Annotated in this window: 20 protein-coding genes; 8 read left to right on the forward strand and 12 right to left on the reverse strand. The window is 64.9% G+C overall.

Annotation, left to right across the window (positions count from 1 at the left end; all coding sequences use genetic code 11):
- Nucleotides 1-10 precede the first annotated feature (10 nt).
- From rpiA to ACCQ03_RS17065, 3 genes are all read left to right on the forward strand, one after another.
- Entirely contained in the window at nt 11-658 is a 648-nt protein-coding gene (gene rpiA / locus ACCQ03_RS17055; protein WP_057677950.1) for a ribose-5-phosphate isomerase RpiA, read from the forward strand.
- A 161-nt stretch (nt 659-819) separates the two neighbouring features.
- Entirely contained in the window at nt 820-1,269 is a 450-nt protein-coding gene (locus tag ACCQ03_RS17060; protein ID WP_057677966.1) for a DUF192 domain-containing protein, read from the forward strand.
- 168 nt (nt 1,270-1,437) lie between these two features.
- Nucleotides 1,438-2,319 (forward strand): SirB1 family protein, encoded by an 882-nt coding sequence (locus ACCQ03_RS17065; RefSeq protein ID WP_014090972.1) that lies wholly within the window; start codon nt 1,438-1,440, stop codon nt 2,317-2,319.
- 145 nt (nt 2,320-2,464) lie between these two features.
- Here the strand turns inward: ACCQ03_RS17065 and ACCQ03_RS17070 are convergent, their stop codons facing one another.
- Nucleotides 2,465-2,704 (reverse strand): rubredoxin, encoded by a 240-nt coding sequence (locus tag ACCQ03_RS17070; protein WP_057677952.1) that lies wholly within the window; start codon nt 2,702-2,704, stop codon nt 2,465-2,467.
- A gap of 23 nt (nt 2,705-2,727) precedes the next feature.
- On the opposite strand from ACCQ03_RS17070, the gene thiE reads away from it, so the two are divergent.
- The gene (gene thiE / locus ACCQ03_RS17075; RefSeq protein ID WP_057677953.1) at nt 2,728-3,345 is read left to right on the forward strand and encodes a thiamine phosphate synthase; all 618 of its coding nucleotides are present in this window, start codon (nt 2,728-2,730) and stop codon (nt 3,343-3,345) included.
- 911 nt (nt 3,346-4,256) lie between these two features.
- Here thiE and ACCQ03_RS17080 read toward each other — a convergent pair.
- A complete protein-coding gene (locus ACCQ03_RS17080; protein ID WP_057677954.1) occupies nt 4,257-7,436 on the reverse strand; it encodes a TonB-dependent receptor domain-containing protein in 3,180 nt (1,059 codons plus the stop codon).
- 302 nt (nt 7,437-7,738) lie between these two features.
- On the opposite strand from ACCQ03_RS17080, the gene hemL reads away from it, so the two are divergent.
- Together hemL and ACCQ03_RS17090 are read left to right on the forward strand one after the other, a co-directional pair.
- Complete coding sequence (hemL, locus tag ACCQ03_RS17085; RefSeq protein ID WP_057677955.1) at nt 7,739-9,028, forward strand: glutamate-1-semialdehyde 2,1-aminomutase; 1,290 nt, start codon at nt 7,739-7,741, stop codon at nt 9,026-9,028.
- A gap of 504 nt (nt 9,029-9,532) precedes the next feature.
- Nucleotides 9,533-12,304, forward strand: coding sequence for a winged helix-turn-helix domain-containing protein (locus tag ACCQ03_RS17090; protein WP_209225825.1), 2,772 nt, complete (start codon nt 9,533-9,535; stop codon nt 12,302-12,304).
- Between the two features lie 81 nt (nt 12,305-12,385).
- Here the strand turns inward: ACCQ03_RS17090 and azu are convergent, their stop codons facing one another.
- From azu to ACCQ03_RS17120, 6 genes are all read right to left on the reverse strand, one after another.
- Nucleotides 12,386-12,835 (reverse strand): azurin, encoded by a 450-nt coding sequence (gene azu / locus ACCQ03_RS17095; protein WP_209225823.1) that lies wholly within the window; start codon nt 12,833-12,835, stop codon nt 12,386-12,388.
- Nucleotides 12,836-13,037: 202 nt separating this feature from the next.
- Entirely contained in the window at nt 13,038-14,240 is a 1,203-nt protein-coding gene (locus tag ACCQ03_RS17100; protein ID WP_057677957.1) for a pyridoxal phosphate-dependent aminotransferase, read from the reverse strand.
- A 30-nt stretch (nt 14,241-14,270) separates the two neighbouring features.
- The gene (locus tag ACCQ03_RS17105; RefSeq protein WP_057677958.1) at nt 14,271-14,774 is read right to left on the reverse strand and encodes a RidA family protein; all 504 of its coding nucleotides are present in this window, start codon (nt 14,772-14,774) and stop codon (nt 14,271-14,273) included.
- 24 nt (nt 14,775-14,798) lie between these two features.
- Nucleotides 14,799-15,224, reverse strand: a complete 426-nt coding sequence (locus tag ACCQ03_RS17110; RefSeq protein ID WP_057677959.1) for a c-type cytochrome — start codon at nt 15,222-15,224, stop codon at nt 14,799-14,801.
- Nucleotides 15,221-16,828, reverse strand: coding sequence for a flavin monoamine oxidase family protein (locus tag ACCQ03_RS17115; protein WP_057677960.1), 1,608 nt, complete (start codon nt 16,826-16,828; stop codon nt 15,221-15,223). The genes ACCQ03_RS17110 and ACCQ03_RS17115 overlap by 4 nt, the downstream gene beginning before the upstream one ends.
- Nucleotides 16,829-16,897: 69 nt before the next feature.
- Nucleotides 16,898-19,180 carry a TonB-dependent receptor gene (locus ACCQ03_RS17120; protein ID WP_057677961.1) on the reverse strand — a complete coding sequence of 761 codons (2,283 nt, stop codon included), beginning with the start codon at nt 19,178-19,180 and terminating at the stop codon, nt 16,898-16,900.
- A 297-nt stretch (nt 19,181-19,477) separates the two neighbouring features.
- Between ACCQ03_RS17120 and ACCQ03_RS17125 the strand changes: the two genes are divergently transcribed.
- Nucleotides 19,478-20,095, forward strand: coding sequence for an HAD-IA family hydrolase (locus ACCQ03_RS17125; protein WP_150146849.1), 618 nt, complete (start codon nt 19,478-19,480; stop codon nt 20,093-20,095).
- Between the two features lie 183 nt (nt 20,096-20,278).
- Here ACCQ03_RS17125 and ACCQ03_RS17130 read toward each other — a convergent pair whose 3' ends face one another.
- Nucleotides 20,279-21,505 carry an acetylornithine transaminase gene (locus ACCQ03_RS17130; protein ID WP_057677963.1) on the reverse strand — a complete coding sequence of 409 codons (1,227 nt, stop codon included), beginning with the start codon at nt 21,503-21,505 and terminating at the stop codon, nt 20,279-20,281.
- Between the two features lie 72 nt (nt 21,506-21,577).
- Between ACCQ03_RS17130 and ACCQ03_RS17135 the strand changes: the two genes are divergently transcribed.
- Nucleotides 21,578-22,450, forward strand: a complete 873-nt coding sequence (locus tag ACCQ03_RS17135) for an ion transporter (RefSeq protein WP_057677964.1) — start codon at nt 21,578-21,580, stop codon at nt 22,448-22,450.
- Nucleotides 22,451-22,746: 296 nt separating this feature from the next.
- Here ACCQ03_RS17135 and ACCQ03_RS17140 read toward each other — a convergent pair whose 3' ends face one another.
- The 3 genes from ACCQ03_RS17140 to ACCQ03_RS17150 form a co-directional block, all read right to left on the reverse strand.
- Nucleotides 22,747-23,688 carry a YiiG family protein gene (locus ACCQ03_RS17140; protein ID WP_237377039.1) on the reverse strand — a complete coding sequence of 314 codons (942 nt, stop codon included), beginning with the start codon at nt 23,686-23,688 and terminating at the stop codon, nt 22,747-22,749.
- Nucleotides 23,689-24,080: 392 nt separating this feature from the next.
- Nucleotides 24,081-24,896 (reverse strand): SDR family oxidoreductase, encoded by an 816-nt coding sequence (locus tag ACCQ03_RS17145; protein ID WP_209225822.1) that lies wholly within the window; start codon nt 24,894-24,896, stop codon nt 24,081-24,083.
- 155 nt (nt 24,897-25,051) lie between these two features.
- Nucleotides 25,052-25,711, reverse strand: a complete 660-nt coding sequence (locus tag ACCQ03_RS17150; protein ID WP_039572695.1) for a serine/threonine-protein kinase — start codon at nt 25,709-25,711, stop codon at nt 25,052-25,054.
- Between the last annotated feature and the right edge of the window lie 37 nt (nt 25,712-25,748).

The raw sequence follows: 25,748 nt of genomic DNA on the forward strand, positions 1-25,748 counted from the left end.
GCTCCTACCCATGTCCGAAGCAAAACGCCTGGCCGCCGAAAAAGCGATCGATTACGTGGAAGACGGCATGATCGTCGGAGTGGGCACCGGCTCGACGGTGGCTTACTTCATCGACGCGCTTGGCCGCATCGGCCATCGCATCAAGGGCGCAGTGTCCAGCTCCGAACAGAGCACCGCGCGCCTGCGCCAGCATGGCATCGAGGTGTTTGACCTCAATCACACCGGCAACCTGTCGCTGTATGTGGACGGCGCCGACGAATGCGACCCGAACCGTTGTCTGATCAAGGGCGGCGGCGCAGCGCTGACGCGTGAGAAGATCATCGCCGAAGCCAGCGAGCGCTTCATCTGCATCGTCGACCCCAGCAAGCAGGTGCCGGTGCTGGGCAAGTTCCCGCTGCCGGTGGAAGTGATTCCGATGGCGCGCAGCCTGGTCGCCCGCCAGATCCTGGCGTCGACCGGCGGCCAGCCGGTGTGGCGCGACGGCGTGGTGACCGACAACGGCAACGTGGTGCTGGACGTGCACAACCTGCAGATCACCGACCCGGTGGCGCTGGAGCGCAGCTTGAACCAGATTCCCGGCGTGGTCTGCGTGGGTTTGTTCGCGCGCCGGCCGGCCGATGTGGTGATCGTGGGCGGCGAGCCACCGCGGGTGATCTGAAGATCGCGTGCGGGCCTTCGCATGCGCAGTGACGGCTCGCATTGCGAAGCGATGGCGGATCGCACTATCGTGCTTGCAGCAACCGCACGACGCGCCGCGGCAGCTTGACGCGCGCAGCCGCTTGGCAGATGGTGCGGCATCCCCGCCAGTTGGTATGCCGCATGCGTTGTTCGCGTTTTCTCGTCCTTGCGCTTCTGGCCCTGCTTGGCGGCTGCGCCAGCAGTGGCGACAGCTGGGTAGAACTGGCAGGCACGCGCTACAAGGTGGAACTGGCGCAGAACGATGCCGATCGCGCCAAGGGGCTGATGTTTCGCGATGCCATGGACCAGGACCGCGGCATGCTGTTCATCCACGACCGCCAGGAGCCGCTGGCGTACTGGATGAAGAACACCAAGATCGCGCTGGATATCCTGTATTTCGATGAACAGCGCCGGCTGGTTTCCCAGCAGCGCGACGTGCCGCCGTGTTCGGCCGGCGATGCCTGTCCGCCCTACCCCAGCAGGCAACCCGCACGCTATGTGCTGGAGCTCAACGCGGGCCAGGCCGCCAAGCTTGGCCTTCAGGACGGCGCCGCGCTGCGCCTCAGCCCGGACATCCCGACGCTCAAATAAGCGGCTGCGACCAGGCGCCGGGGCCAAACCAGCCGCGCGCGTGGGGCCTGACGACGGGCTAGACCCGCGCGTCACGTCCCCGAACGGCGTTGGCGGCCATCGGACGCAGAGCCGCCTTCCAGCGTTACGTGTTCATGCGGCCGGCGTCCCTGTCAGGAAGTACCGGACTTGAACCCTGCGCCGCTTGCCGACACTCTTGGCAGCATGGTCGACATGCTCCCACTTCCCCATTGGACCGCGCTCGCCAGCCTGGACGACGATGCGGTGCCGTTGATGTCCACCGCGCTGCTGATTGCGCGCGACGAGTATCCGCAGCTGGATGCCGAGCTGTACGACACGCTGGTGCAGAGCCACGTCGAGCATCTGCGCCGCGAAGTGGACGCAATCGATCTTTGGCCGCTGAAGATGGCGGCGGTCAATCGCTACCTGTTCGACGAGCTGGGCTATTCGGGCAACCACGACGAGTATTACGACCCGCGCAACAGCTACCTCAACCAAGTGTTCGAGCGCCGGCTTGGCAACCCGATTTCACTGGCGATGGTGCAGATCGAAGTGGCGCGCCGGCTGGGCATCCCGTTGGCCGGGGTGTCGTTTCCCGGCCATTTCCTGGTGCGTCTGCCGGTAGATGACGGCGTACTGGTGATGGACCCGTTCAATGGCGGCCGTCCGCTGGGCGTGGATGAGCTGCGCGAACGTGCCCGCCCGCATCTGGGTGGCGAGATTCCCGACGACCGCGCGCTGGCGCAGATTCTCGACCCCGCCCCGCATCGCGCGATCTTGATCCGCATCCTGCGCAACCTGCACGGCGTCTATGCCGATGCCGAGCACTGGGACCGCGCTGCCCGCAGCGCCGACCGCATCCTGAAGCTGGTGCCCGACCAACCCGAGGCCCTGCGCGACCGTGGCATGGCCTATCTGCATCTGGGCCACCGCAACGGCGCACGCCACGATCTCTCGCGCTACCTGGTGCTCAACCCGGGCGCGCAGGACGCGGCGCATCTGCACGAACACCTGGTGGAATTGAACAGCCAGCGCGCGCGGGCGCATTGAGCGGATAGACGCGCCGGCTGGCTAGGCCGGTCTGCGCGGACAAGGCACCGCCGCGTGGTTCTCGGCAACCCAGGTACTCGCCTGCCCCCATCGCAGCGGCATCGTGGTCGGGCACATTGCCTGATTGCACACCGTTGGCGGCAGCTCAGTCGATCTCCACCATCTCGAAGTCCTTCTTGGTCACGCCGCAATCGGGGCAGGTCCAGGTGTCGGGCACGTCCTGCCAGCGGGTGCCCGGGGCGATGCCTTCTTCGGGGATGCCGTCGGCCTCGTGGTAGAGAAACCCGCAGACGACGCACATCCAGGTGCGGTAGGTGGTCGTGGATGTCTCGCTCATCGGATAATCGCGGTCATGCAACAGTGGGCCTGCATTGTCCCATCCCATCCACCGCTTTCGGAAGCGTTGCCATGCCCAACCGTCTTAACGTTCGCGGCGTCTATCTGATCACCCCCGACGAGCCCAACACGCAGCGCCTGTTGCTGCGCACGGCGCCGTTGCTGGGGTCGATCACCTGGCTGCAATACCGCAACAAGCAGGCGGATGCGGCGCTGCGGATGCGCCAGGCCGGCGCCTTGCGCGAGGCCTGCGCGGCCCATGGCGTGCCGTTGATCATCAACGACGATGCGCAGCTGGCGGCGCAGGTCGGTGCGCAAGGCGTGCATCTGGGCGAAGACGATGGCGACGTGGCGGCAGCGCGCGCGCTGCTGGGCGAACAGGCCATCATCGGGGTGTCGTGCTACGACGATATCGAGCGCGCGCGCGCCGCCGCAAGAGCGGGCGCCAGTTATGTGGCCTTCGGTGCATTTTTCCCGACCACCACCAAGCAGACCACCCGGCGTGCGACGCCTGCATTGCTGCAGCAGGCCGCCGAACTCGACCTGCCGCGCGTCGCGATCGGTGGCATTGCGCCTGCGCAGGTGCCTGCGCTGGCGAGTGCGGGTGCGGACTTGATTGCCGTGGTCAGTGGCGTTTACGCGGCGCCTGATCCGCTCGCCGCGGTGCAGGCGTATCGCGCCGGGTTTTGATCAAAAGCGGCGAACGACACTTTTGCGCAGCCGCCAGGCGCACGGCCGATGCTGGAATCGGCATGTCCCGCCCGTGCGCTGCGCTCACTCCGCCGTCCGCGCCCACCTGACAACGGCTCGCGGCGTTTGTTCGCCGCGATGCGGCAGCGTTGCAGGCAATGAAGCTGACGTCTGGCGCTTGGTCGTCCAGCCTTGAGTCCGCTTGAACAGACAGCGCGCTCTTGCTGTATTCGCTTGCTTGCAAGCGCTAGCTGCTCGAGTGCGCGGCGCCCTCGCCAGACAGTTGGCTGGCGGCCAACCGAGAGCGGGTCATTGCATCGGCGGCCACGCTGCTGCCGATTGCTTCGTTACGGCACTTGCCAGGCACGACGAGACAATGACAAGAGAAGCTGGTGATTGACCGATGTGGAAAGCGCCTCAAGCGCTGCTCTCACATGCACATCAACCAACGCGACAGGCCCTTGCCCGCCTACCGTCGCGGAACCTTACGCGGCATGGATGCCGCGTAAGAGCTTACATGGACGTACTTTCAGCGTGTCCGGCGATGATAGGCGGGCAAGGGCCCTGCAGCCAAGAAGCAGATCTAGGCTCCTAGGCGTGGCCATGCAAACCGTCCAATCCACTTCAAGACCGCGACATGTATTTCGCTGCATCGCGTTGCCTCGAACGTCGCGTGCGCGGTGCGTTCGCCAGACAGTTTGCTGGCAGTTTTATTGAAAGCGATGCGTACACACGATCATGACGCCCCCCTGCTAGCCGAACGCCGAGATCAAGTGCACTGCGCTCAGCAAGCCGGCTGTGTGTCTTCACTCAGCAGAGCCGCCCCAATTCGACCGCCATCCCCGAAACAAAAAACAGCGACGCGTGCCATCACGCGTCGCTGCCGGGACTGTAGTTATCAAATGACGCGATTAGAAATCGTAGCTCAATGTCACCCGACCAGAGCGTGGTGCCTGATAGGCGACGACCTGGTCCCATAGCGGGTTGGTGGTGTTGTCGGGCAATTGCGAGAACGGGTAGATGTTGGTCGCGGTCTGCTCGTTGGTGATGTTGAATACGTCCAGGCGCAACGCCAGCTTGCCATCCGCAAATGCCGGCTTGTAGGTCACGCCCATGTCCAGCTGCGCGATCCAGCCCAGGCGCCCCTGCGAGCCGGGAGGCGATGCCACGCCGGTGCCGGTGGCCGGGTTGTAGCAGTAGTGGTACGGCCCACCGGTAATTGCACTGCCGCCATAGCCGGCCGGATCGCGGCCGCTGTATTCGGTCCCGTAGTAGTTGCCCAGGCAGTTGTGCGGCGCGCCGGAAATCAGGCTGAAATTGGCCGATGCGCCCCATTGCGGGGTGAATTGGTAGAAGCCGAACAACTTGAGCTGATGGCGATGATCGTTGGATTGATCGCCGTTGAAGTGCTCCATCAACGCAGGGTGGTCCCAGCTCTGCGTGGTCGAGACCGAAGCCTGTCCCTGATAGCTGCCCAGCGCGCCGCCGGTGCGCCACAGATCCGAACGCACCTGGCCCTCGGTGGTGCCGTAGCTGTGCGACCAGACGTAATTGACCTTGGCATACCACTTGCCGTCGAACGGACGCTCCAGATTGAATTCCACCGCCGAATAATTGCGCTTGAACTTCGGGAAACCCGCCGCCTCACGGCTCACCGAGACTTCGTGGAATTGGCCATCGGTGCCGATCACTCCCCAGGTATTGGTCTGGCCCGGATTGATCAACGATGCGCCCGCCACCTTGGAGAAATCGATGGTCACGCCTTGCGCCGCTGCCGCATCGATCAACGCGGTGTTGGAGACATCGTAGTTCTGGTCGTCGATGCCGGCATTGAGGCGGCGATGCGTGCCGCGTACGCCCAGCACCCAGCCGCTATCGAGTTGCTTGGTAAACCCGAGGATGAGTTCGTCCTGGTTTTCGCCTTCGATGTCCTTGGCCACCGCGGTGCGGACATCGGCGATGCGACCGAAGCGCGAATTGGCCGACACTGCCGAACCCAGCTGCTGGGCCAGGATCGGCGTGCCGTCGGCATTGATGCCGCTGTAGGTGAAGTAGGTATCGGTGGTCGTGGCCGGGGTGAACAGACTCACCGCCGATAGCGGCAGACCGAGGTAGTAACGGCCAAGATTACCGAACACCTTCAAGCTGGAATCGCCGTTGACGTCCCAGCTGAAGCCCATGCGCGGCGCCCACGCGTTGTCGATTTCGATGTAGGGATCGCCGAACGGGGTGTAGTTGGTGAACTCGTCCTTGCGCAGGCCCAGGCTCAGCAGCAGGTTGTCGGTGACCTGCCACTTGTCTTCGATGTAGTAGGCGCGTTGCTTGGCCTCGTACGAATACAGGCTGGTGTTGATGTTGCGCACCACGTAGTAGCCACTGGATCCGTTGACCGGATCCACCAAACCCGGGCTCGGCGCACCGATGCCGCCGGCTTCGTTGGCCGACTGGCTGACCAGACCGCCGGTGGCCAGCCCGTACGGGTCATTGGTCTGTCCGTAGGTCCAGGCAAACCCGGGGCCAGAGAGGATCGAGCCGACATCGATGCCTTCTGACTTCTGGTTGTCGATACCGAAGTTGAGCGTGTGGTGGCCGATGCGCCATTCCAGATTCAGGCGCTGGTTGTCTTTTTTGTACTCGCGGTCCGGGGAGCTGACCGAGGTGACCAGCTGGTTGCCGATGCGCGGTGTGCCGCCGGTGTAGGCAGGATTCTGCAATGCGGCGCTGTTGATCACTGGGCCACCAGCCGGGTCGTAGTTGAACGGCGTCAGTTCGTCGGGCGTTCTCATCTTGCCGTATAGGGCGGTCACGGTGAGGTTGTCGCTCAAATAGCCGGTGTACTTGCCGGTGAACAGCGTCGGCCCGGTTTTCCAGGTGGATTCGTCGGTGAAGTAGGCGCCACGCTCACGCGCGACATAGTCGTAGCGATAGATCGAGCCATTGGTTTCGGCGACGTCGCTGGCACCGGTCACCTCGATCAGGTGGTTGTCGGTGATGTTCCAGTCCACCTTGGCGTACCAACGTTTCTGCGTGTAGTCGTAGTCGGTGAGGCCGCCGGTGCGGCCGTTGTCGGTGTCGCGATTGGTGCCCACGCGCACGCCGTCAGAGTTCACCTGCTCGGCGGCCAGGAAGAAGAACAGCTTGTCCTGGATGATCGGTCCGCCGACATAGGCGCTGTAGGTGGTCTGGTTGGCCTCGGCCTCGCTGGCGGGCTGGTACAGGCCATTGGCCGCACGCGCATAACGGTAGGCGGCGTTGTTGATGGTGCTGCCCTGGCTGTCCGGGCGCCAATAGATGTCGCGCTGGTTGGCCTTCAGGCCGTTCGGCTCCCAGATCACTGCAGCGCCGAACTTCCACTCATTGGTGCCGCGCTTGCCGATCTGGTTGATCACCCCGCCGTTGGCGCGGCCGTACTGCGCGCCGTAGCCGCCGGTAAAGATTTCCTGCTGGTCGATGGCGCCGTACGGCAGGGTCAGGCCGCCCAGGTTGTTGCTGATGGTGGTGGTGTTGAAACCGTTTAGGTAGTACGCGTTTTCGCTGGCGGCCGAGCCGCCGAAGCTGGGGAGCGAGCCGCCGAGCGGGCCGTTGTCGAAGCCGCCGCTGTTGACCACCACCCCCGGTGCCAGCAGCGCAATCGCTTCGGCGGTGCGGCCCAGCGGCAGTTGCTGCAACTGTTCGGCGGTGACCACGGTGCGCGTATCCACGCTGCTGACGTCGATGGTGGTCAGGCTGGCGGCGCTGACGGTGACGCTGTCCAGGGTCTGCACGCCGTTCCCCGCGGCGCTGGCGGCGAACGACACGTCGGTATTGGCCCCGACGGTGATGGCGACGTTCTCGCGCGTCTCCACCACGGCGCCATCGCGCTTGACCGTCACTTTGTAGGTGCCCAGCGGCAGATTGCCGGCGGTGTAGCGGCCGCGTGCATCCACCGGCACCTCGCGGCTGAAGCCGCTATTGTTTTCCACCAGCACACTCGTGCCACTGCCCTGCCCCACGCTGCCGACAATGCTGCCGGTGGTGGACTGCGCGTGGACGCTGCCCATGGCCACGACCAATGCCAATGCCAAGGCACGTTTCTGGATACTACGGTTCATGCTCTCTCCCCAGGTCTTGAACTGTCGGCAAGGCGACAAAAGAACGGTGCCAATGGCCACCGAAATCACACTTTCTGAACATCTGCAGCGCGATGCCAATGACTGCGCGCCATCAGCTCATTCCAAACTGTCGATCACGTCGCGTTCGATCATAGGCAGCCAAGTTCCCCTACCCGCCCACTTCGACGGGTAGGCGGGTGTCCGACGGGTAGGCGCGCAAGGCCGCAGGCCTGACAATGGCGCACGCGATGCCCGCTGCCGGGCGTCGATGCCCCCCATCGGTACTCCTCAAGGATCTGCGCATGAACCATTCCCGCTCCCACGCCCTGTTCGCCCAGGCGCAGACCTTGCTACCGGGGGGTGTCAACTCGCCGGTCCGGGCGTTCAAGTCGGTCGGCGGCGAGCCGTTCTTCGTGGCGCGCGCCGATGGCCCGTATCTGTTCGATGTCGACGACAACCGCTACATCGACTATGTGGGCTCGTGGGGGCCGATGATTGCCGGGCACAACCACCCGGCCGTGCGCGAAGCGGTCGAGCAGGCGATCGGCAACGGGCTGTCGTTCGGTGCACCGTGCGCAGCCGAAGTGACGATGGCGCAGACCATTGCCCGGCTGGTGCCCTCCTGCGAGATGGTGCGCATGGTCAACTCCGGCACCGAAGCCACGCTGTCGGCGGTGCGCCTGGCGCGTGGCGCCACCGGGCGCAACCGCATCATCAAGTTCGAAGGCTGTTATCACGGCCACGGCGATTCGTTTCTGGTCAAGGCCGGCAGCGGCATGCTGACCTTGGGTGTACCGACCTCGCCCGGCGTGCCCGCAGGGCTGAGCGAGCTGACCGCCACGCTGGGCTTCAACGACTTCGAGGGCGCCACCGCGCTGTTCGACGAGATCGGTGCGGAGGTGGCGGCGGTGATCATCGAGCCGGTGGTCGGCAACGCCAACTGCATTCCGCCGCAGGCCGGCTATCTGCAGCATTTGCGCACGCTGTGCACGCGGCATGGCGCGCTGCTGATCTTCGACGAAGTGATGACCGGTTTCCGCGTCGCCCTGGGTGGGGCGCAGGCGCTGTACGGGGTGACGCCGGACTTGACTACCTTTGGCAAGATCATCGGCGGCGGCATGCCGGTGGGCGCGTATGGCGGCCGCCGCGACTTGATGGAACAGGTTGCTCCGGCCGGGCCGATCTACCAGGCCGGCACCTTGTCGGGCAACCCGGTGGCCATGGCCGCCGGTCTGGCGATGCTGGAACTGGTGCAGGAGCCGGGCTTCCACACGCGCTTGAGCGAGGCCACCAGCATGCTGTGCGAAGGCCTGGAAGATGCCGCGCGCGCGGCCGGCATTGCCGTCACCACCAACCAGGTCGGCGGCATGTTCGGATTATTCTTCACCGACGAGATCGTGGAGAGCTACGCACAGGCCACCGCATGCGATATCACCAGCTTCAACCGCTTCTTCCACGCGATGCTGCAGCGAGGCGTGTACCTGGCGCCCTCGGCGTACGAAGCCGGCTTCATGTCCAGTGCGCACGACCAGGCGGTGATCGACGCCACCCTGGCAGCAGCGCGCGAGGCGTTTGCGGACGTGGCGCGCTGATTGGCGGGGAATGGAGAATCGGGAATGGGGAATCGGTGGGCAGTTGGCGGTGCGGTGTGATCGTGCCGCACTTGCGGCTGCCCAGGCGGCTGGCCAGGTACGCTTCACCTGAGTTGCATGTGGGCTTGACGGTGCCGGAAGCGCGTGTCGTTCGCGACAGCAGCAGCTGCAAGGCGGTGCGCGTGACGAGGAGACACTGAAGCTGTGCGGTGTTGTTTCTGAGCCGGTGCCAGGCGACCTCTAGCGCTGCTTGACCTGCGCAAATGCAGGCGCATCTGCCGCGATGAAGTCCTCAACGCGGCGCAGCCCACTTTGCTTTTGTGCCGTGCCTGTCATATGTTTCTGAAAGGTGCTCAGGGACGGGCATGGGTGGGGACCCTCGAAGCAGCCGCTGCACCTTCGTCGCCGAATCCGGTGATTACGCTGCATTGCCGCTGTTTCACCCCGATCAGCAGCGTGTCGAGCTGGCACGCTGTCGACGCTCGATACGGCCGCCCTCGCCTCATGCTCAAGCCTGTTGCGCTGCTCACCCCGCGCCCGTCACCGTCGCGCGACCCTGCGATTCCCGATTGGCTGCTTGCCGGCAAGCTGGAGCCTGCGTTGCCGCGCCCCGGCGCGGTGGTGCGTGGCGCACTGCTGGCTGCGCTGGATCAGGCACAGGCACGTCCGTTGACGCTCTTGCTCGCCCCGCCCGGATTCGGCAAGACCACGCTGCTGGCGCAGTGGCACGCGCACCTGAGTACGCGCGAGCAGGGCGCGGTGGCATGGCTGTCGCTGGACGAAGAGGATGCCGACGCCGGGCGTTTTCTCGGCCATCTTGCGCTGGCGCTGCAGCACGCAGGCGCCGACCACGCGCTGTGCGCCACCGTGCTGCACAACCGCGAGCACGACCCGCGCGACGCGGTCGCATTGCTGATTCGCGCGCTGCGCGCGGCGCCCCGCCGCATTAGCGTGATTCTCGACGACTACGACCGACTCTGCAGCAGCGCTGTGGACGAACTGGTGCTACGCCTGATCGAACACGGTGGTGGGCGTTTGCATCTGGTGCTCGCGACCCGCCGCGTACCCAACCTACCGCTGGCACGGCTGGATCTGCACGCGCAGCTCAGCCGCATCGGCAGCACGCAATTGGCGCTCGACGACACCGAAGCGCAGGCGTTGCTGGGCCCGCACGTGCCCGCTCCAGTGGCGGACGAACTGCGGCGCTACACAGAAGGCTGGCCGGTGGCGCTGCAACTGGCGCGGCTGTGGCTTGAAGGCGATACCCAACGTCAGCAGGACGTCGCCGCACGGTTCTCCGGGCGCAGCGCGCAGATTGCGGCGTATCTGGCAGAGCAGGTGGTCAACGATCTGGACCCGGACACCCGCGAGCTGCTGTTGCGCACCAGCCTGCTGGAACGCTTCAACGCCGCGCTCGCCGACGCGGTGCGCCAGCGCGCCGACAGTGGCCGCTTGCTGGCGCGGCTGGAGCATTTCCATGGCCTGCTGGTGCCGCTGGATGGCGAGCGCGAATGGTTCCGCTACCACCCGCTGTTTGCCGACTTTCTGCAGCAATTGCTCGACCGCGAACACCCAGGGCAGAGCGTGCAGCTGCATCAACGCGCAGCGCGCTGGTTCGGTGATCATCAACATCTTGCCGAAGCGGTGCGGCATGCCTGGCGCGGCGACTGCGGCGATCTTGCCGCCAGCTACATCGCACGCGCCGGCACCTGGCAGCTGCTGCTGACTCACGGCACGCACCAAGCGCGGGCACTCCTACGCCATTTCGACCACCGCACGATCCGCGATACGCCCGCGCTCAATCTCACCCAGGCGCATCTGCACATCAGGCTGGGCGAATTCAGCCACGCGCGCCTGCTGCTGGAGCGCTTCCGCGATTTTTCGGCTGCGCTACGCGAACCCCTGCAGCGCGACTACACCGTGGTCGTGGCGCTGCTGCGCGACCGTCTGGATGAAATCTGCGGCAATCCGCATGGCCTGACCCAGATTGCCGCACAGGCAGGCGCACTGGATGAAGACGACCATCTCGGTCGCGGCATGTTGCTCTGCATCTGCGCCACCACCGCGATTGCGCAAGGTGCGTTCGCGGTTGCCGAGCGCTACGCGCGCAACGCGCGCGACACCATGCAGCGCGGCGGCAGCGACATCGGTGCCAGCCAGGCAACGTTGTCGCTGGGGCAGAGCCTGTTCTATCGCGGCCGGCTCAGCGATGCGGAAGCCTGCTATCAACAGGCACTGAGCTGGTGTGCACGTGCCCCGCAACCGGATCGGGTGCTGGAAGCCGCCGCTCAGTGCCTGCTTGCGCAGGTGCACCACGAACGCGGCCACCATGACGACGCAGCCGACCTGCTGCATCCGGCGCTGGAATTGCTGGAGCAACACGATGGCGGCATGGACGTGCTGGCCGCCGGATACGGCACCGCGCTGGGGTTGGAACGCGTGCGCGACCACAGCGGACGCAGTGCGTTGCTGTTGCTGGAGCATATCGAACAGATCGCACACGGACGCAAGCTGGCGCGCTTGTCGGAACTGGCTGCGGCATGGCGGCTGATGCTGTTGCTGGAACATCCAGGCAACGCTGCCATCGATGTGCTGATCGCACGTACCGGCGGCGAATCCGGCCTGGCGCACACCTTGCGCTCGCCACACCGCTGGCACGATCGCGCGGCGATGGGCTTCGCGCTGGCGCGCTGGCATCGCCTGGCCGGGCGCAGCAGCGCAGCGCTGAGCATCCTCGGGCAGATCGAGCAGGCGTGCCTTGCCAACAACAATGTCTGCCATCTGGCACGCACCCGCGCACGTATCGCGTTGGTCCTGCAGCAACGCGGCGAACTGGTCGCCGCCCTGCCGTATCTGTACAGCGCGCTGGACCATGTCGCCCTCACGCAAAGCTGGCAGGCGATCGTAGAACTGGGCTTGCCCGCCAAGGCGATGCTGCGCTCGCTACGCCAGCACGACCCGCAGACCGTGGGCGGCACCACGCGTGCGTTGACCATCCAGGCGTTGCTCGAACGCCTCAGCGGCGACGACGACCCGGCCGGCGACATCTTCAGCGAGCGCGAACTGGAAGTGCTGGCGCAACTGGCGCGCGGCTATTCCAACAAGCAGATCGCGCGCTGCCTGCACCTGTCGGAAAACACGGTCAAATTCCATCTGAAAAACCTGTACCGCAAGCTCGACGCGCGCAGCCGCGAAAGCGCGCTTGCGCAAGCATTGCAGCGCGGGTTGTTGCGTGGAAGCGACCAGCATGCAGACCAGCCGCTGCAACGTCACTGACCCGGATCCGCCTGTCTCCCGTGTTCAACACAGGTTGCACGTGTGGCGGCCAGGCCTGACAGCATTGGCCACCCCAATGCATCACCCGAACGTCAGCGTGCCCTTCATCATCGCCCAGTGACCGGGGAACGAGCAGAAGAACGTGTAGTCGGCGCCCTTGCTCAGCTTGCTGGTGGAAAAACTCACCGTGGTGCTGTCGCCGCCGCCAATGACCTTGGTATGCGCAATCACGCGCGCGTCGGCCTTGGGCAGATAGCTGTCGGCGATGGTCGAACGTACGCCGGCATTGGCCACCGCCTGGAAATCGGCAGACTTGGTCAACACCCAGTTGTGCCCCATCACGGTGGCAGCCATCTTGCCGGAGTGCTTGAGCGTGAGCTCCACCTGCGTGCACTCGGGCGCAAGCTTGATCGCGCTCTGGTCGAACTTCATTTGATCGTTGCCGGTGATGGTCACCGCGCACGTCCGTGCCCATGCCGTCGGCGCCATCAGCACCAGCGCACACACGGCAATCGTGGAAAACAGCTTCAAGAGAACACTCCTGCGTTGGGAAGTTGCGGCACAGCGGATGCGGCGCACGGATGAGGCGGTAATGGTGATAGGCCGACAGTGCCAGAGTATCCGATACGCAATCAGCAGCACATCACGCCCGCATCAGCTGCGCAGCGGGCGCATCGACCAAGGTGGCCGATGGCTCGGCCGTCTGCGACCGAGCGCTCCGTCGCATGCCGGCTTACGCGTAACGGAAAAACGCATCCATCGGATCGGCCGCGGCAGTCTCCCTGCCCGGCACCGGCAACGGGCCGCGTTTGCCGGCAATCACCTGCACGAACGCGTGTTTGAAGCGCGCCATTTCCGCATCGGTGCCCACGGTAATGCGCGACCAGGTTGGCCACACCGGCCAGCTGCGGCCGATGAACACGCCGTGGGTGGCCATCTCATCCTTGAAGCTTGCTGCCGGGCGCTTCACATCGACCATAAAGCAATTGCTCTCCGAGGCAGTACACGCATAGCCCTGCCTGGCGAGAAAGTCCATCACGTCCGCGCGCGTCGCGGCCGTCCGCGCGCGCCGTTGCGGCACCAGTGCAGGATCGCGCAGGCTGGCCAGTCCGGCAGCAGCGGCGGTGACCGGCAAGCTGTTGACGCTGTAGAACTGCAGCTTGGCCAGCAGGTCTGGACGCGCGGCCGCATAGCCCAGGCGGATGCCAGCCATGCCATAGAGCTTGGAGAAGGTGCGCAACACCACCACGTCTTCGCCTGCGGCAACCATGTCGACTACGCTGCGCGTGCTCTGCGCAAAATGGATGTAGGCCTCGTCCACCACCAGCACGCTGCCTTTGGGCTTGTGCGCCAACGCGTAGTCCAGATCCTTGCGGGCGGTGACCGAGCCGGTGGGGTTGTTGGGATTGCAGATGTAGATCACGCCTGCGTTGGCATCGGCTGCGCACATAGCCTGTACATCGTGCGAAAAGTCCTTGCGCAGCGGCACCTTGATCAAGCGCGCGCCATTACGGGTTGCTGCACGCCAGCCGGATTCGTAGGTGGGGTCGGCGGTGACCAAGGCAGCGCTGGGCGAGGTGAATGCCAACATCGTGTAGTCGAGCGGTTCAGTGGACCCGGCATACGCCATCAAATGATCCACCGGCAGCGTGAGCTCGGCAGCCAGGGTGGTCATCAATTCCATCTGTACCTGGCGCAGATAGCGCCCGCCCTGCGGTGCGATCTGCGCGATGGCCTTTATTGCGGCAGCCGACGGTCCATCCGGAAATTCATTGGAGTCGATCATCACCGGCGCCAGCGCCGTTGCCGGTGCGGGCGCAATGGCAGTGGAGCGTTCGACGGCGCTGGCCAGCAGCGGCAAGCTGCCGGCACCGGCGGCGCCGGCAAACAACGCGGAGTCGCGTAGAAAGGCGCGGCGCGAAAGAGCAGTGTTCATGACAACCTCCAGCAGGATGACAACGCGGATTCAGGGACGCACGGCAACCACTTCGATCTCGACCCGGTACAGCGGGTTACCCAATGCGGCGATCTGGAATGCCGAGCGCGCCGGCAGGTTGGGTTGCTCCTTGGTGCCGAAGAACTGGCGATAGCCTTCCATGAAACCGTTGAAATCCATCTTGCCGCCCATCGCCGGATCGCCGACCAGAAACACCTGCATCTTCACCACATCGCCCATGCCCAACCCCAGCGTGGCCAGTTGCTGCTTGATCTGGTTCAACACGCTCACCGTTTGCGCCTTGGTGTCGCCATAGGCGGCAGCGGAATCCTTCGGCGCACTGGCATCGATCACCGCCGGCACCTTGCCGCTGACATACACCGTGGCCTTGCCGGCGGGAATTTCCACCGCGGCAGCGATGGGAAAATCGCTGTTGGGAATCTTGTGGCGGATCACCTCGGCGGCGTGTGCGGCACCGAGACTGGCAGACCACAGCACTGCAGTGGTGAGAACGGTCGTGATGGGACGGAGCATGGCAATTCCTTGTAGGAGAGAAGATCAGCGGCGAAGCGATTTGACATCGTCGATGGTCACGCGCTCGGCATAGTCGTTACCGAAGTGCGTGCGCACATAGCTCACCACTTCGGCCACCTGGCGGTCGTCGAGCATGTCGGCGAACCCCGGCATCCCCGCGTGGCCGTCGAGCACCATCATGGTGACGTAAGGGCCGGCAGCCAGCTTGGGATTGCCGGCAAGCGCAGGATAGCCGCCGGCACCTTGCGCGCCATGGCCGGCCGACATATGGCAGCCTTGGCAGATCCCCTGGTAAACGTCCTGACCGGAGGCCTTGGCAAAGCCTTGCTGCGGAAACAGCTGGGTCGCATCGGAACTCTGCGCCTGCGCATCGCGCACGGTGGGCGGCAGCAACAAGGCGGTAATGGCAAGCGCTACGATGGCACCGAACGCTCTTGGCAGCAGACTCATGCGCGTGCTCCCTGGGCAATGACCTTGCGATGCAGGCGGCCAACGACATCGTGTGCCGACAGAATGGCACCCTCCTGCCAGGCCGGAATGTACGACACGTGCTCGCCGGCCAGCGCCAGGCGCCCGTCGATCTGGCACAGCGGTTCGTAATGCTCGGCGCGAGCCTGCTCGGTCCACATGCCGAAGCAGCCATGCGTGAACGGCACGCGGTGCCAGCCGACCGCAATGCCGTTTTCGAATTCGCGCGGATACTGCGGATGCAACTGGGCACCGTATTCCACCGCCTTGCGCACGCGCTGTTCTGGTGGCATCGCGGTGAACTGGTAGGCATCCAGTCCCCACACATAGGCACCGAGCAGCACGCCCTTGCCCGGGCTGTGGTAGTTGGTGCTGGGGTAACTGATCAAGGTGATCGGCAGATCGGTGTAACTGATGCCGCCGTAGATCGCCTCGTCTTCTTCCCAGAAACGGCGCTTGAATTGCAGGCCCACTTTCACCGAGGCCGCATACGGCACCTTGCCGATCGCCGTGGTCATCGCATCGCTGGCGGTGACCGATATGCGGCTGAGCACCGACAATGGAATCGTGCAGACGCACCAGTCCGCGGTAGCGAGGCGTTCTTCGCCGCCACGCGTCGCATCCTGCCAGGACACGCGCACGCCGCTGCCGTCCTGATCGATCTTGGTGACCTTGGCGTTATAGGTGATGGCATTGCCCAGTTGACGCGCGAATGCCTTGCCGATCTGGTCCATGCCTCCCACCGGCTGGAACATGGTGGTCTGCATCTCGTAGTTGTTGCCGGCTGCCAATGTGGTCCACAGGCGTGAGCGCAGCACGTCCTGCACGCTGAAAGGATCGGAAAATTCCGGCCTTCCCGACAGGCCGCCACCGGGATAGCGCGCAAACCCGCGCCGCTCGCTGCTGTCCTTGCCTTTGACATACCCGAACTTCTGGTCGAGCGCGCCCCAGGTACGCAGCGATTCCAGCAGCAGTTCCTGATCCTCGCGGCTGACGGCCGTGTCCAGAACGTGTTGCTGCGTGCACTTGGCCAACAACTCGGACACGTGGCCCTTGTAATCGGCGTCGATGGCGCGAAAGCGCTGCGGTTTGCCGCCGAAGCCCTTCTGGCTGTGCAGCAGCGCGTTGTAATTGACCTGATTAAACGCTTCCAGCGCCACGCCGAACTGCTTGCAGTAGCTCAGCACCGCCTTGTGATGGTGCGGAATTCGCCACGGCCCGGGATTGAGATACAAGCCCTCGTCGAACTGGCAATGCTGGGTGGCCCCGCCCAGCTCGGCATAGCGGTCGCCGCCGCGCAGGGTCCAGTTCCGCCCGCCGGGGCGGTCGTTGTATTCGAGCAATTGCACGCGGTAACCGGCCTTGCGCAACTCGAACGCCGCGCTCATGCCCGCTAGCCCGGCACCGAGGATTAAGACCGACGCCCCCTTGGGGTCGCCATCCAATTGCAGCGGCCCTTTGAAGGTGGACTCGGCCGCCATGCCTAGGCTGCTCATCGCCTGATACATCATTGCGCCGCCGGCGGTCATGCCGATGCGCGCCAGCAATTGCCGCCGCGTCATCGCTCCCGTGTGATTGCCTTGCATCAACGCACGTCCCCTGCATGTCATGGACCAACGCACGCAGCCGGCAACCCTGCCGGCCGCGGCTGCACCTCAGAATGTGTAGGCCAGGCTCGCGAACAGCTGGCGCGGTGCGATCAACTGATACGAGCCGGAGCTTTCGTTGGGAAACACCGCACCGATCGCATCGTCCTTGTCGAACAGGTTGTAGACCGACAACTGCAGCCGGCCGCCGGCAAGAAACCCGCTGTCCTCGCCCTGATACCCGACGCTGCCGTTGACGATGAAGGTGGCATCCACCCGATCGGTGTTGAGCGTGTCGCCGTAGCGCTTGCCGGTGTACTTGGTATCGAGGTTGGCAAAGAAATGCGTGCCTTCCCAACCGCCGTTGACGCTGAACATCACCTTCGGCGCGTCCGGCACCTCGTTGCCTTTCACCTGCACCAGGTTGCCGCTGACCGTACCGAAATAGTTGTCCTGGAATTCGGATGTGTTCCAGGTCAGCGATGCGCCCAACCGCCAGCCTGGCGCCGGTTTCCACATGCCCGAGACTTCCGCGCCATAGGTCTGTACGTCGCCGACGTTGGCGTAGACGGTCGGTGCAACCACCAGCGGGTCCGGGTCTGTGAGCGCGATGATGCGGTTTTCGTAATCGATCCTGTAGGCGGCCAGATAGCCGCTCCACTGCGTGGATTCGGCGCGGATGCCGATATCGATGTTGGTGGATTCTTCCGGTGCGATATCCGGATTGAAGGCACCGGAGGTCAGTGCCAGCCGCGGCGCCGAGCTGAAGTTCTCTGCGTAGTTGGCGAACACCTGCACCCCGTCGGCGAGCTGGAAGCTGGCGCCCACCTGCGGCTGGAACCAATCGCTGTTCTTGATGGAGACATCGCGCCGCACGCCAGCGTTGAAATCGTCGAGATTGGCGATGCCGTTGTAGTCGCGTTTGACATCGAGCCCCTTGGCGCCGAATTCCATCGTAAGCCGGCCCTCGAGCAGGCGGAGTGTGTCCTTGATGTAGAGCTGCTTCACTTCGGTGGAGAAGTGGTTGTCGTAATAGATCACGATCGGCAGCGCGCTTTTGAGCAATGCGCCGGTGGCCGGGTCCAGGTTGTACAGCGGGCGCACCTGATCGAAATCGTAGTTCTCGTACCACGCACCGACTTCGAGTTTGTTGTGCTCGGTCTCCCACGCCACCGCCGTGGTGAGGCCATAGCGATCGCCGCCCATGATTTCTTCGCGCCGCGTCATCGCACCGACATGGGTGACATTGCCGCTGGCGTCGACGATCTGCGGGTCGTTGATGGCGATATCGGTGCGCCCCGGCGTGCCGGCGATGGCATCGTTGTACAGACCTGTCGCCGTGCTCGGCGGAGTGCCGCCGACGCCATACCCATGCTTGTTTTCGTAATAGCCGGTAAAGGTGAAGCCGATTGCATCGTTGAACAGAAAATCGCCGTGCAGGCTCAGCAGCGAGTCGCGTCGCCCGTTCTGCCATTCGCTGTAATGCTCGGCATCCACTTCCGGGTTGCCGGTGATGCGCTCGTGCAGATCCCAGGACACCGAACCATCGGAGTTGTACGACTGCACGTCGTAGTCCTTGCGGTTGTTGTAGATCCAGCCCAGCGTCAGGCTGCCTGCATCCCAGGCCTGGCGAATCTTGGTTTCGAAGTGGTCGCTCTTCTGCGTGGCCGGCTCCATGTCCCACACCCCGCCTTGCGTGCGCGAGGCAGACAGATACGCACTGGGGCCGCCCTCCCACCAGTCCGGGGTATCCAGGCGCACGAAGCTGCGCACCAGATCGTTCGAACCAATCGTCTGGGTGAGATTGCCGCTCCAGCTGTCGCCGCCCTTCGGTGGCAGGCTGGTGTAACGGATCGCACCGCCCAACGCGTGATACGACGGCTGGGTGACGTCGCCCGAGCCGGCCGACACGGTGACATCAAGCAGATTTTCGCTGGACACGTACCGCGTAATCGGCCCGCCTTCGCGGGTGTCGAAGGTTTCGATCGGAATGCCGTCCAGGGTCACGCCGATCTGGTTGGCGGAAAACCCGCGGATGGTCATCGAATCACCGAACTCATACAGCCCGAACGGGTCGGTGGTCTGCACGTTTACGCCGGGCAGGCTGGCCAACAGCTGCTGCGGCGCAACGCCGGGCACCTGCGCCTGGATCTCGTCCACCGAGATGGACGCGGTGGTGCGCGTGGAACCGGTCCCCACCACGCTGACCGCATCGAGCGTGCGTGCGTCTTGCGCCAGTGCAGGCAAGGCCTGCGCACCGGCCAGCAACAAGGTCATTGACGCCAGCGCGTGGCGCGGGCGGGCGGTGGCGAGGATGTCGGCGACCGAGGCCGCCAATTGATCGGTGTTCAAGCACTTTGGCATGCAATCAACCCCTGGAGACGTGTGGCGTGCTGAGTGACCGGGCGCTCCCCCGAGACCGGCTGAGACCGCGGATGCGGCGTGCAGTGACCATAACCAGCACGCTTGCTCGGCAATCACGGTGCGGCGGGTGGGGTCTGTGCAGGCGGGTAGGTCGCTACCGAATTCAAAACTCTGAATAGGTAGCGACACCACCTACCTGCGCGGAGATCCTGCATTGCAGGTCTTGCGCGCTTGCCATGCCGCGCCGAATCGACAACGCTGCGCAGCCACCGTACGAGCACTCACATGTCGCCCGCACCACCATCGCTGCTGTTGCTGGATTTCGACGGCGTGCTTGCGCACTACGCGCGGCCACGGCGCCTGGCCGCGCTTGCAGCAGCGGCGCGTTGCTCACCGCAGCGCGTGCAGGAGGTGCTGTTCGTGCAAGGCCTGGAGCGCGCCTACGATGCTGGCGCGATCGACACGCAGGCGTATCTGGCGCGTTTGAGCGAAGGGCTGGGGCAGCCGATCGATCGCGCGACCTGGATCGATGCGCGCGTAGCGGCCTGTCGCGCCGACCCGTCGGTGGTGACACAGGTGCTGGCGGTGTCGACGACCACGGCGGTGGCGGTGCTCACCAATAACGGCCCGTTGATGCAAGAAGCGATCGAGCGGATCGTGCCATCGCTCTTTCCGTTGTTGCAGGGCCGCGTGCTGTGCAGCGGCGCACTGGGCGGCCGCAAACCGGATGTGCCGGTCTATCGGCGCGCGCTTGCACAACTGGAGCAACGCGCCGAAGGCACGTTGTTTGTCGACGACCTATTCGTCAACGTGCGCGGCGCACGCGCGGCCGGCCTGCATGCCGACACCGTACGCGACGCCCGCGGATTGCGGCGGGTGCTGAAGCGGTACGGACTTGCATGAAACCAAGCCCCTCCCGTCGGGGGAGGGGTTGGGGGTGAAGGTACGGTGGAAGACAGCCATCCCATCCGGGCAAGGAAAAGACCGGGCACTGCGTCAGCACGCTACATGCCACACACCACTCATCTCCAACACCCTGCCAGCCGGCACGGTGCCGGCCAGAGGGCGCGCCAGCATGGCCAGGCGTCAGGGCTTCTCGACATACTCGGCAATGGCCAGCCGCAAGCGCGCCAGGCCATCGGCCAGTTCGGCATCGGTCAGATTCAGTGCCGGCACGAAGCGCAATACATCCGGGCCGGCCTGCAGCAGCAGCAAGCCATGCGTGGCCGCCAGGTCGAGGATCGCCCCGGCCTGCCCCGCGTGCGCAGGAGCCAGTACCGCGCCCAGCATCAAGCCACGCCCACGAATCTGCGCAAACAGGCCGAACTCGGCATTGAGCGCTTCCAGACCGGCGCGCAATGCCGCCGATTGCCGCACCACGTTCTCGGCGATCTGCGGCGAAGCCAGCTTGCGCAGCGCCACGCGCGCCACCGCCGCGGCCAGCGGGTTGCCGCCGAAGGTGGTGCCGTGCGCGCCGAACTGCATGGTTTCGGCCACCTTGGGCCCGGCCAGCATCGCGCCGATCGGGAAACCGCCGCCGAGCGCCTTGGCCAGGGTCACGATGTCCGGCGTCACCTGTTCCTGCCAATGCGCGAACAGCGTGCCGGTGCGGCCCATGCCACATTGAATTTCGTCCAGCACCAGCAGCGCATCGTGCTGGTCGCACAGCGCGCGCACCCGGCTCAGGAAGCCCGGCGCGGCCGGCATCACCCCGCCCTCGCCCTGGATCGGCTCGACCATCACCGCAGCCACATCGCCGCCGGCCATCGCCGCTTCCAGCGCCGCGACGTCGTTGAAATCCACATAGCGAAATCCACCCGGCAGCGGCTCGTAGCCTTCCTGGTACTTGGGCTGCGCAGTGGCGGTGACCGATGCCAGCGTGCGGCCATGAAAACTGCCGCGGAAGGTGACGATGACGCGCTTGTCGGCCGGACGGCCCTGGCTGCTGGCCCACTTGCGCACCAGCTTGATCGCCGCCTCGTTGGCCTCGGTGCCGGAATTGCACAGGAACACCTTGTGCGCGAAGCGCGAGGCGTTCACCAGTTCCTCGGCCAGTTTCAGCGGCGGCGCGCTGAAAAACACGTTACTGGTGTGCCACAGCTTGCCGGCCTGCTCGGTGAGCGCAGCCACCAGGTCGGGATCGTTATGGCCGAGCCCGCTCACCGCAATGCCCGACGACAGATCCAGATATTCGCGCCCGGCATCGTCCCACACGCGGCTGCCCTGGCCGCGCTCCAGCACCACCTGGCGCGGGCGATACACCGGCAGGTAGTAATGCGCGAGGGACAGGGGCGAATCGGCAGCGGTGCTCATGAGGATGGGTCGCAGAAGCGGAGGGAGAAGCGGCATTCTCGCGCATTCGCCGGCCTGCGGCACAATGGACGCATGCGCCCTTTCTCCGATCCGCAACTCACTGCCGCCACCGACGATGGCTGGCGCCGGCAGTGGTTCGACATCATTTACCGCCACGACACCCGCCCCTCGCGCAATTTCGACCTGATGCTGGTGGTCGCGATCCTGGCGAGCGTGGTGGTGATCATGATCGACAGCGTGCCGCGCATCCATTCGCATGCCGCGGACTGGCTGGTACCGCTGGAATGGGCGTTCACGGTGATCTTCACCATCGAATACGCGTTGCGTCTGGCCGTGGTGCGGCGCCCGCTGCATTACGCACTGAGCGTGTGGGGCGTGATCGATCTGCTGTCCATCCTGCCCAGCTATCTGTCGTTCTTCGTGCCCGGCGCGCAGACGCTGCTGGTGGTGCGCGTGCTGCGCATCCTGCGGCTGTTCCGCATTCTCAAACTCACCCGCTACATCGAAGAAAGCGGGCAATTGCTGGATGCGCTGTGGCGTAGCCGTCGCAAGGTGTTGGTGTTCCTGTTCACCGTGCTCACCATCACCGTGATCGCCGGCGCCACGATGTACATCATCGAAGGCCCGCAGCACGGCTTTACCAGCATCCCCACCAGCATGTACTGGGCCATCGTCACCATGGCCACGGTGGGCTTCGGCGATCTGGTGCCGCAGACCACGCTAGGCCGTTTCGTCACCTCGGCCCTGATCCTGATCGGCTACAGCATCATCGCCGTGCCCACCGGCATCTATACCGCCGAACTGGCCAGCTCGTTGCGCGAAGGAGGCCATACCGGCAAACGCGACGCGCGCAACTGCGCCCGCTGCGGGCTGGAAGGCCACGCGGCCGACGCACGCTATTGCCGCCAATGTGCCGAGCCGCTGGCGGAGGTGTCCAATGGCTGATGCAGAGCTGCGGACTGGGACCAGGCCAAGATGGCCTCGCAATTGCCAAGCGGCCATAGTCCTTGCGTGAGGCGGCCTGTGGCGGACCTGCATGCCGGCACCGGGGCCGCCGCCGGACACCTTGGCACTGCGCGCGAAGTCGATCGCAGGGCAGTGTGCCGTAGCTCGGCTGCGGGACGGTTGCAGGCGTGCGGAGCGCTGATGCGCGACTGTCGTTCGTAGAACAACGACGACGTCACCCACACGATCAGCGGTTCAAGGCACTCGCAGGATTCCGCAGCGATGCGTGCACAGCGTCACTGCGACATGCGGTTACTCATGTCGATCAGATCGTTGTAGCTGGCAAGCACTGCCTGACGGGTACCACCCGGCGGGATCGAACCGCTTTCCAGCAGCATCTGCTCGCTCTTGCTCAGCGGGGTCTTGCTGCGAATGCGTTCGACAAGGCGCCCCGATTCACGCGCAAGCTTGTCTGCAGCGCGTTCCATGTGGCCCCACATCGCATCGCCCTGGCCTGCCTTGGCTTTCTGCGCATCTTCCAGAATGCGCTGGTAGCGCGCCAATTGCGCTTGCGCTGCGGCAAGATCCGGCGTGTCGCTGTCGAGCACCTGCACCAGCTGCTTGCCCTCGCCGATGATCTTCAAGTGATACCACGCTGCGCTGTGGCCCTCTGCTTTTTCGATCGCATCGATCTGCGCCTGGCGGCGTGTGTCTTCGTTGTGTTCCAACGCTGCGTTCATCGCTTCGCTGGCATCGAAGAAAGCGGCGTAGGCTTGCATCAGCGGTGCGTGCAGTGCCCGCATGCCCTTGCCGTCGTCGCGCAGATAATCCTCGCGGTCGTAATAGCGCACCGCCTCCCCGATACGCTCATTGAGCGTGGTGAAGCGTTGCTGATACGTCTTGGCCGCCGGGTCGAGCTCGGCGTTGACCGGTTGCTGAGCCAACGCTGCGGTCATCGGCGCACCGCATGCCTCGACCCGATGCGACAGCACCGTGCCTGGCGCACGAATACCGCGTTCCTTGCCGGTGGGGCCGGCCTGCGGGTCTTGCATCCAGCCGATGTAGGTCTGGTAACTCTCATGGATCGGCTGCTCGACACCATTGAAGCAGGCGATGTAGGCATTGATCTTGTCGGCGCCCTCCACCGCAGCGGCGGGTGCGTGTTTCTGACAGCCGGCAAGCAATGCGGCAAGGACGACCGCCGCAGTCAGCGGCGCATAACGAAGGCGATGAGTCATCTGGCTTTCCATGAGAAGTGTCTGGGGCATGGCTTGCGGATTCACCGCAAGCACGACCATCAAGGGTGCTGACGGAGGCTTGCCCTCGCCTATCGGTCGTCGTTGTCGTCCTGGCGCGTGTCATCACCAGCCGGCGTGCGGCCGAGTGAGCGTGAGACGTTGAGAGTCACGTCGAACATCCTTGTTGGAAGCGTTTTCAGGCGCGCACGGTAGCAGACCGGACTGTGAACTTTTGGTGCATGCCACAAGCGTGCCTGGGACGGCGACGTGTAACTCCCGACGGCGCAAGGCGGTATGTCGCACGCATGCTGGCCGCCATGCGCCGGCTGTGCACGCCCCCTCGCGGACAGCAACTGCGCTGCCGACATCCCACCGCCCGGTTGTCGGCGGACTCAGTCCAGGAACAGATCCGGCAATAACGCATGCGACGGATCCACTGCATAACCGCTCAAGTCGGTGATGCCGGCCTGCGCGAGCACCTCGTCATCAATCAGGACGTGCCCATGAAACCCGGCCGCAGCGCGCGTCAGCACCGCATGCGCGGCGTCGGCCATGATCTGCGGCCGGCGGCAGGCCGCTGCGTCCACACCCGGAATCATGTTGATCGCGTCGGTGGCGATCACGGTGCGCGGCCACAACGCATTGATCGCCACGCCTTGCGGGCCGAATTCTGCCGCCAGCCCCAGGGTGACCAGGCTCATGCCCATCTTGGCCAGCGTGTAGCCGGTATGCGCGCCCCACCATGCCGGGTTCAACGACGGCGGCGGGGCCAACGTGAGGATATGCGGATTGGCTGCCTGCAGCAGATGCGGCAGGCACGCCTGCGCGCATAGAAAACTGCCACGCGCGTTGACCTGCTGCATCAGATCGAAGCGTTTCATCGGCGTGTCCAGCGCGCCGCGCAACCAGATCGCACTGGCGTTGTTGACCAGGATGTCGATTCCGCCGAATGCATCGACCGTCGCCGCCACCGCCGCGCGCACCTGATCTTCTTCGCGGATATCGCACTTGAGCGCCAGCGCCTGCCCACCGGCCGCAGTCACCGCTGCGGCCGCGCTATGGATGGTGCCGGGCAACTTGGGATTGGCCACCGCCGACTTGGCCGCAATCGCCACATTGGCCCCATCGCGCGCCGCCCGCAACGCAATCGCCAAGCCGATTCCGCGCGAGGCGCCGGTGATGAACAGGGTTTTGCCCGATAACGTCATGGGAATGGGGAATGGGGAATGGGGAATGGGGAATGGGGAATGGGGAATGGGGAATGGCAAAAGCTTAGCGCCTTGAACACCTCGCAACCGACGAACAAACAGCTCTCGCGACGCGCTCTTCCGATTCCCACTCCCGATTCCCGATTCCCAGCCCTTCAGGGCTTCGGTCCCTGCCCTTCATTGTCTTCCCAGTGCAGCACGCGGCGGGTCACGAAGCGGTAGACCGGTTTGCCGGTGGCGAACCACAGCTCGCGCACCCAGGAAGTGCGCTTGAGCACGCGGCGTTCCACCGGGGTCAGCGCGGCCGGGCAGTACATGCGCTTGTGTTTGAGCAGGTGGCGCAGATCCTCGCGGGCAAGCAGACGCATCCAGCGCGCGCGCGGGTTGCCGCGCACCGCCAGCTGGAAGTCGATCACCGCCGGGCTGCCGTCCTCCTGCACCAGCCAGTTGGCTTCCTTGGCCAGATCGTTGTGGGCCACGCCGCGGCGATGCAGTTGCTGCAACAGCCTGCGTGCGCTGCGGAAGTAGGCCAGATCGCCGCGCGGCGGGCGCTGGTACATCGCAGCGCCGTCCAGATAACTGCGGTCCAGGTGCCGCCCGTCCCAGTGCAGCAGCCGCGGTGTGCGCGGCACGCCATCCAGCTGGCGCAAGGCCAGCGCTTCGCGGCGTGCCAGCCACCAGGCCACGCCACGCAACAGCCACGGCGCCACGCTCAGGTCGCGACGCACGAACATGCGTTCGCCATCGCGGACCAGCAGGATGCGCCCGAACGTATCGGACTTCAGTGGCAGGTTGGCTGCAGGGTCGTGAGTCATCCCCCATTGTAGGCGGCAGGTCTGTCTCGCCGCGCGC

The organism is Xanthomonas sp. NCPPB 3569 (assembly GCF_041475645.2).
GTDB lineage: Bacteria > Pseudomonadota > Gammaproteobacteria > Xanthomonadales > Xanthomonadaceae > Xanthomonas > Xanthomonas phaseoli.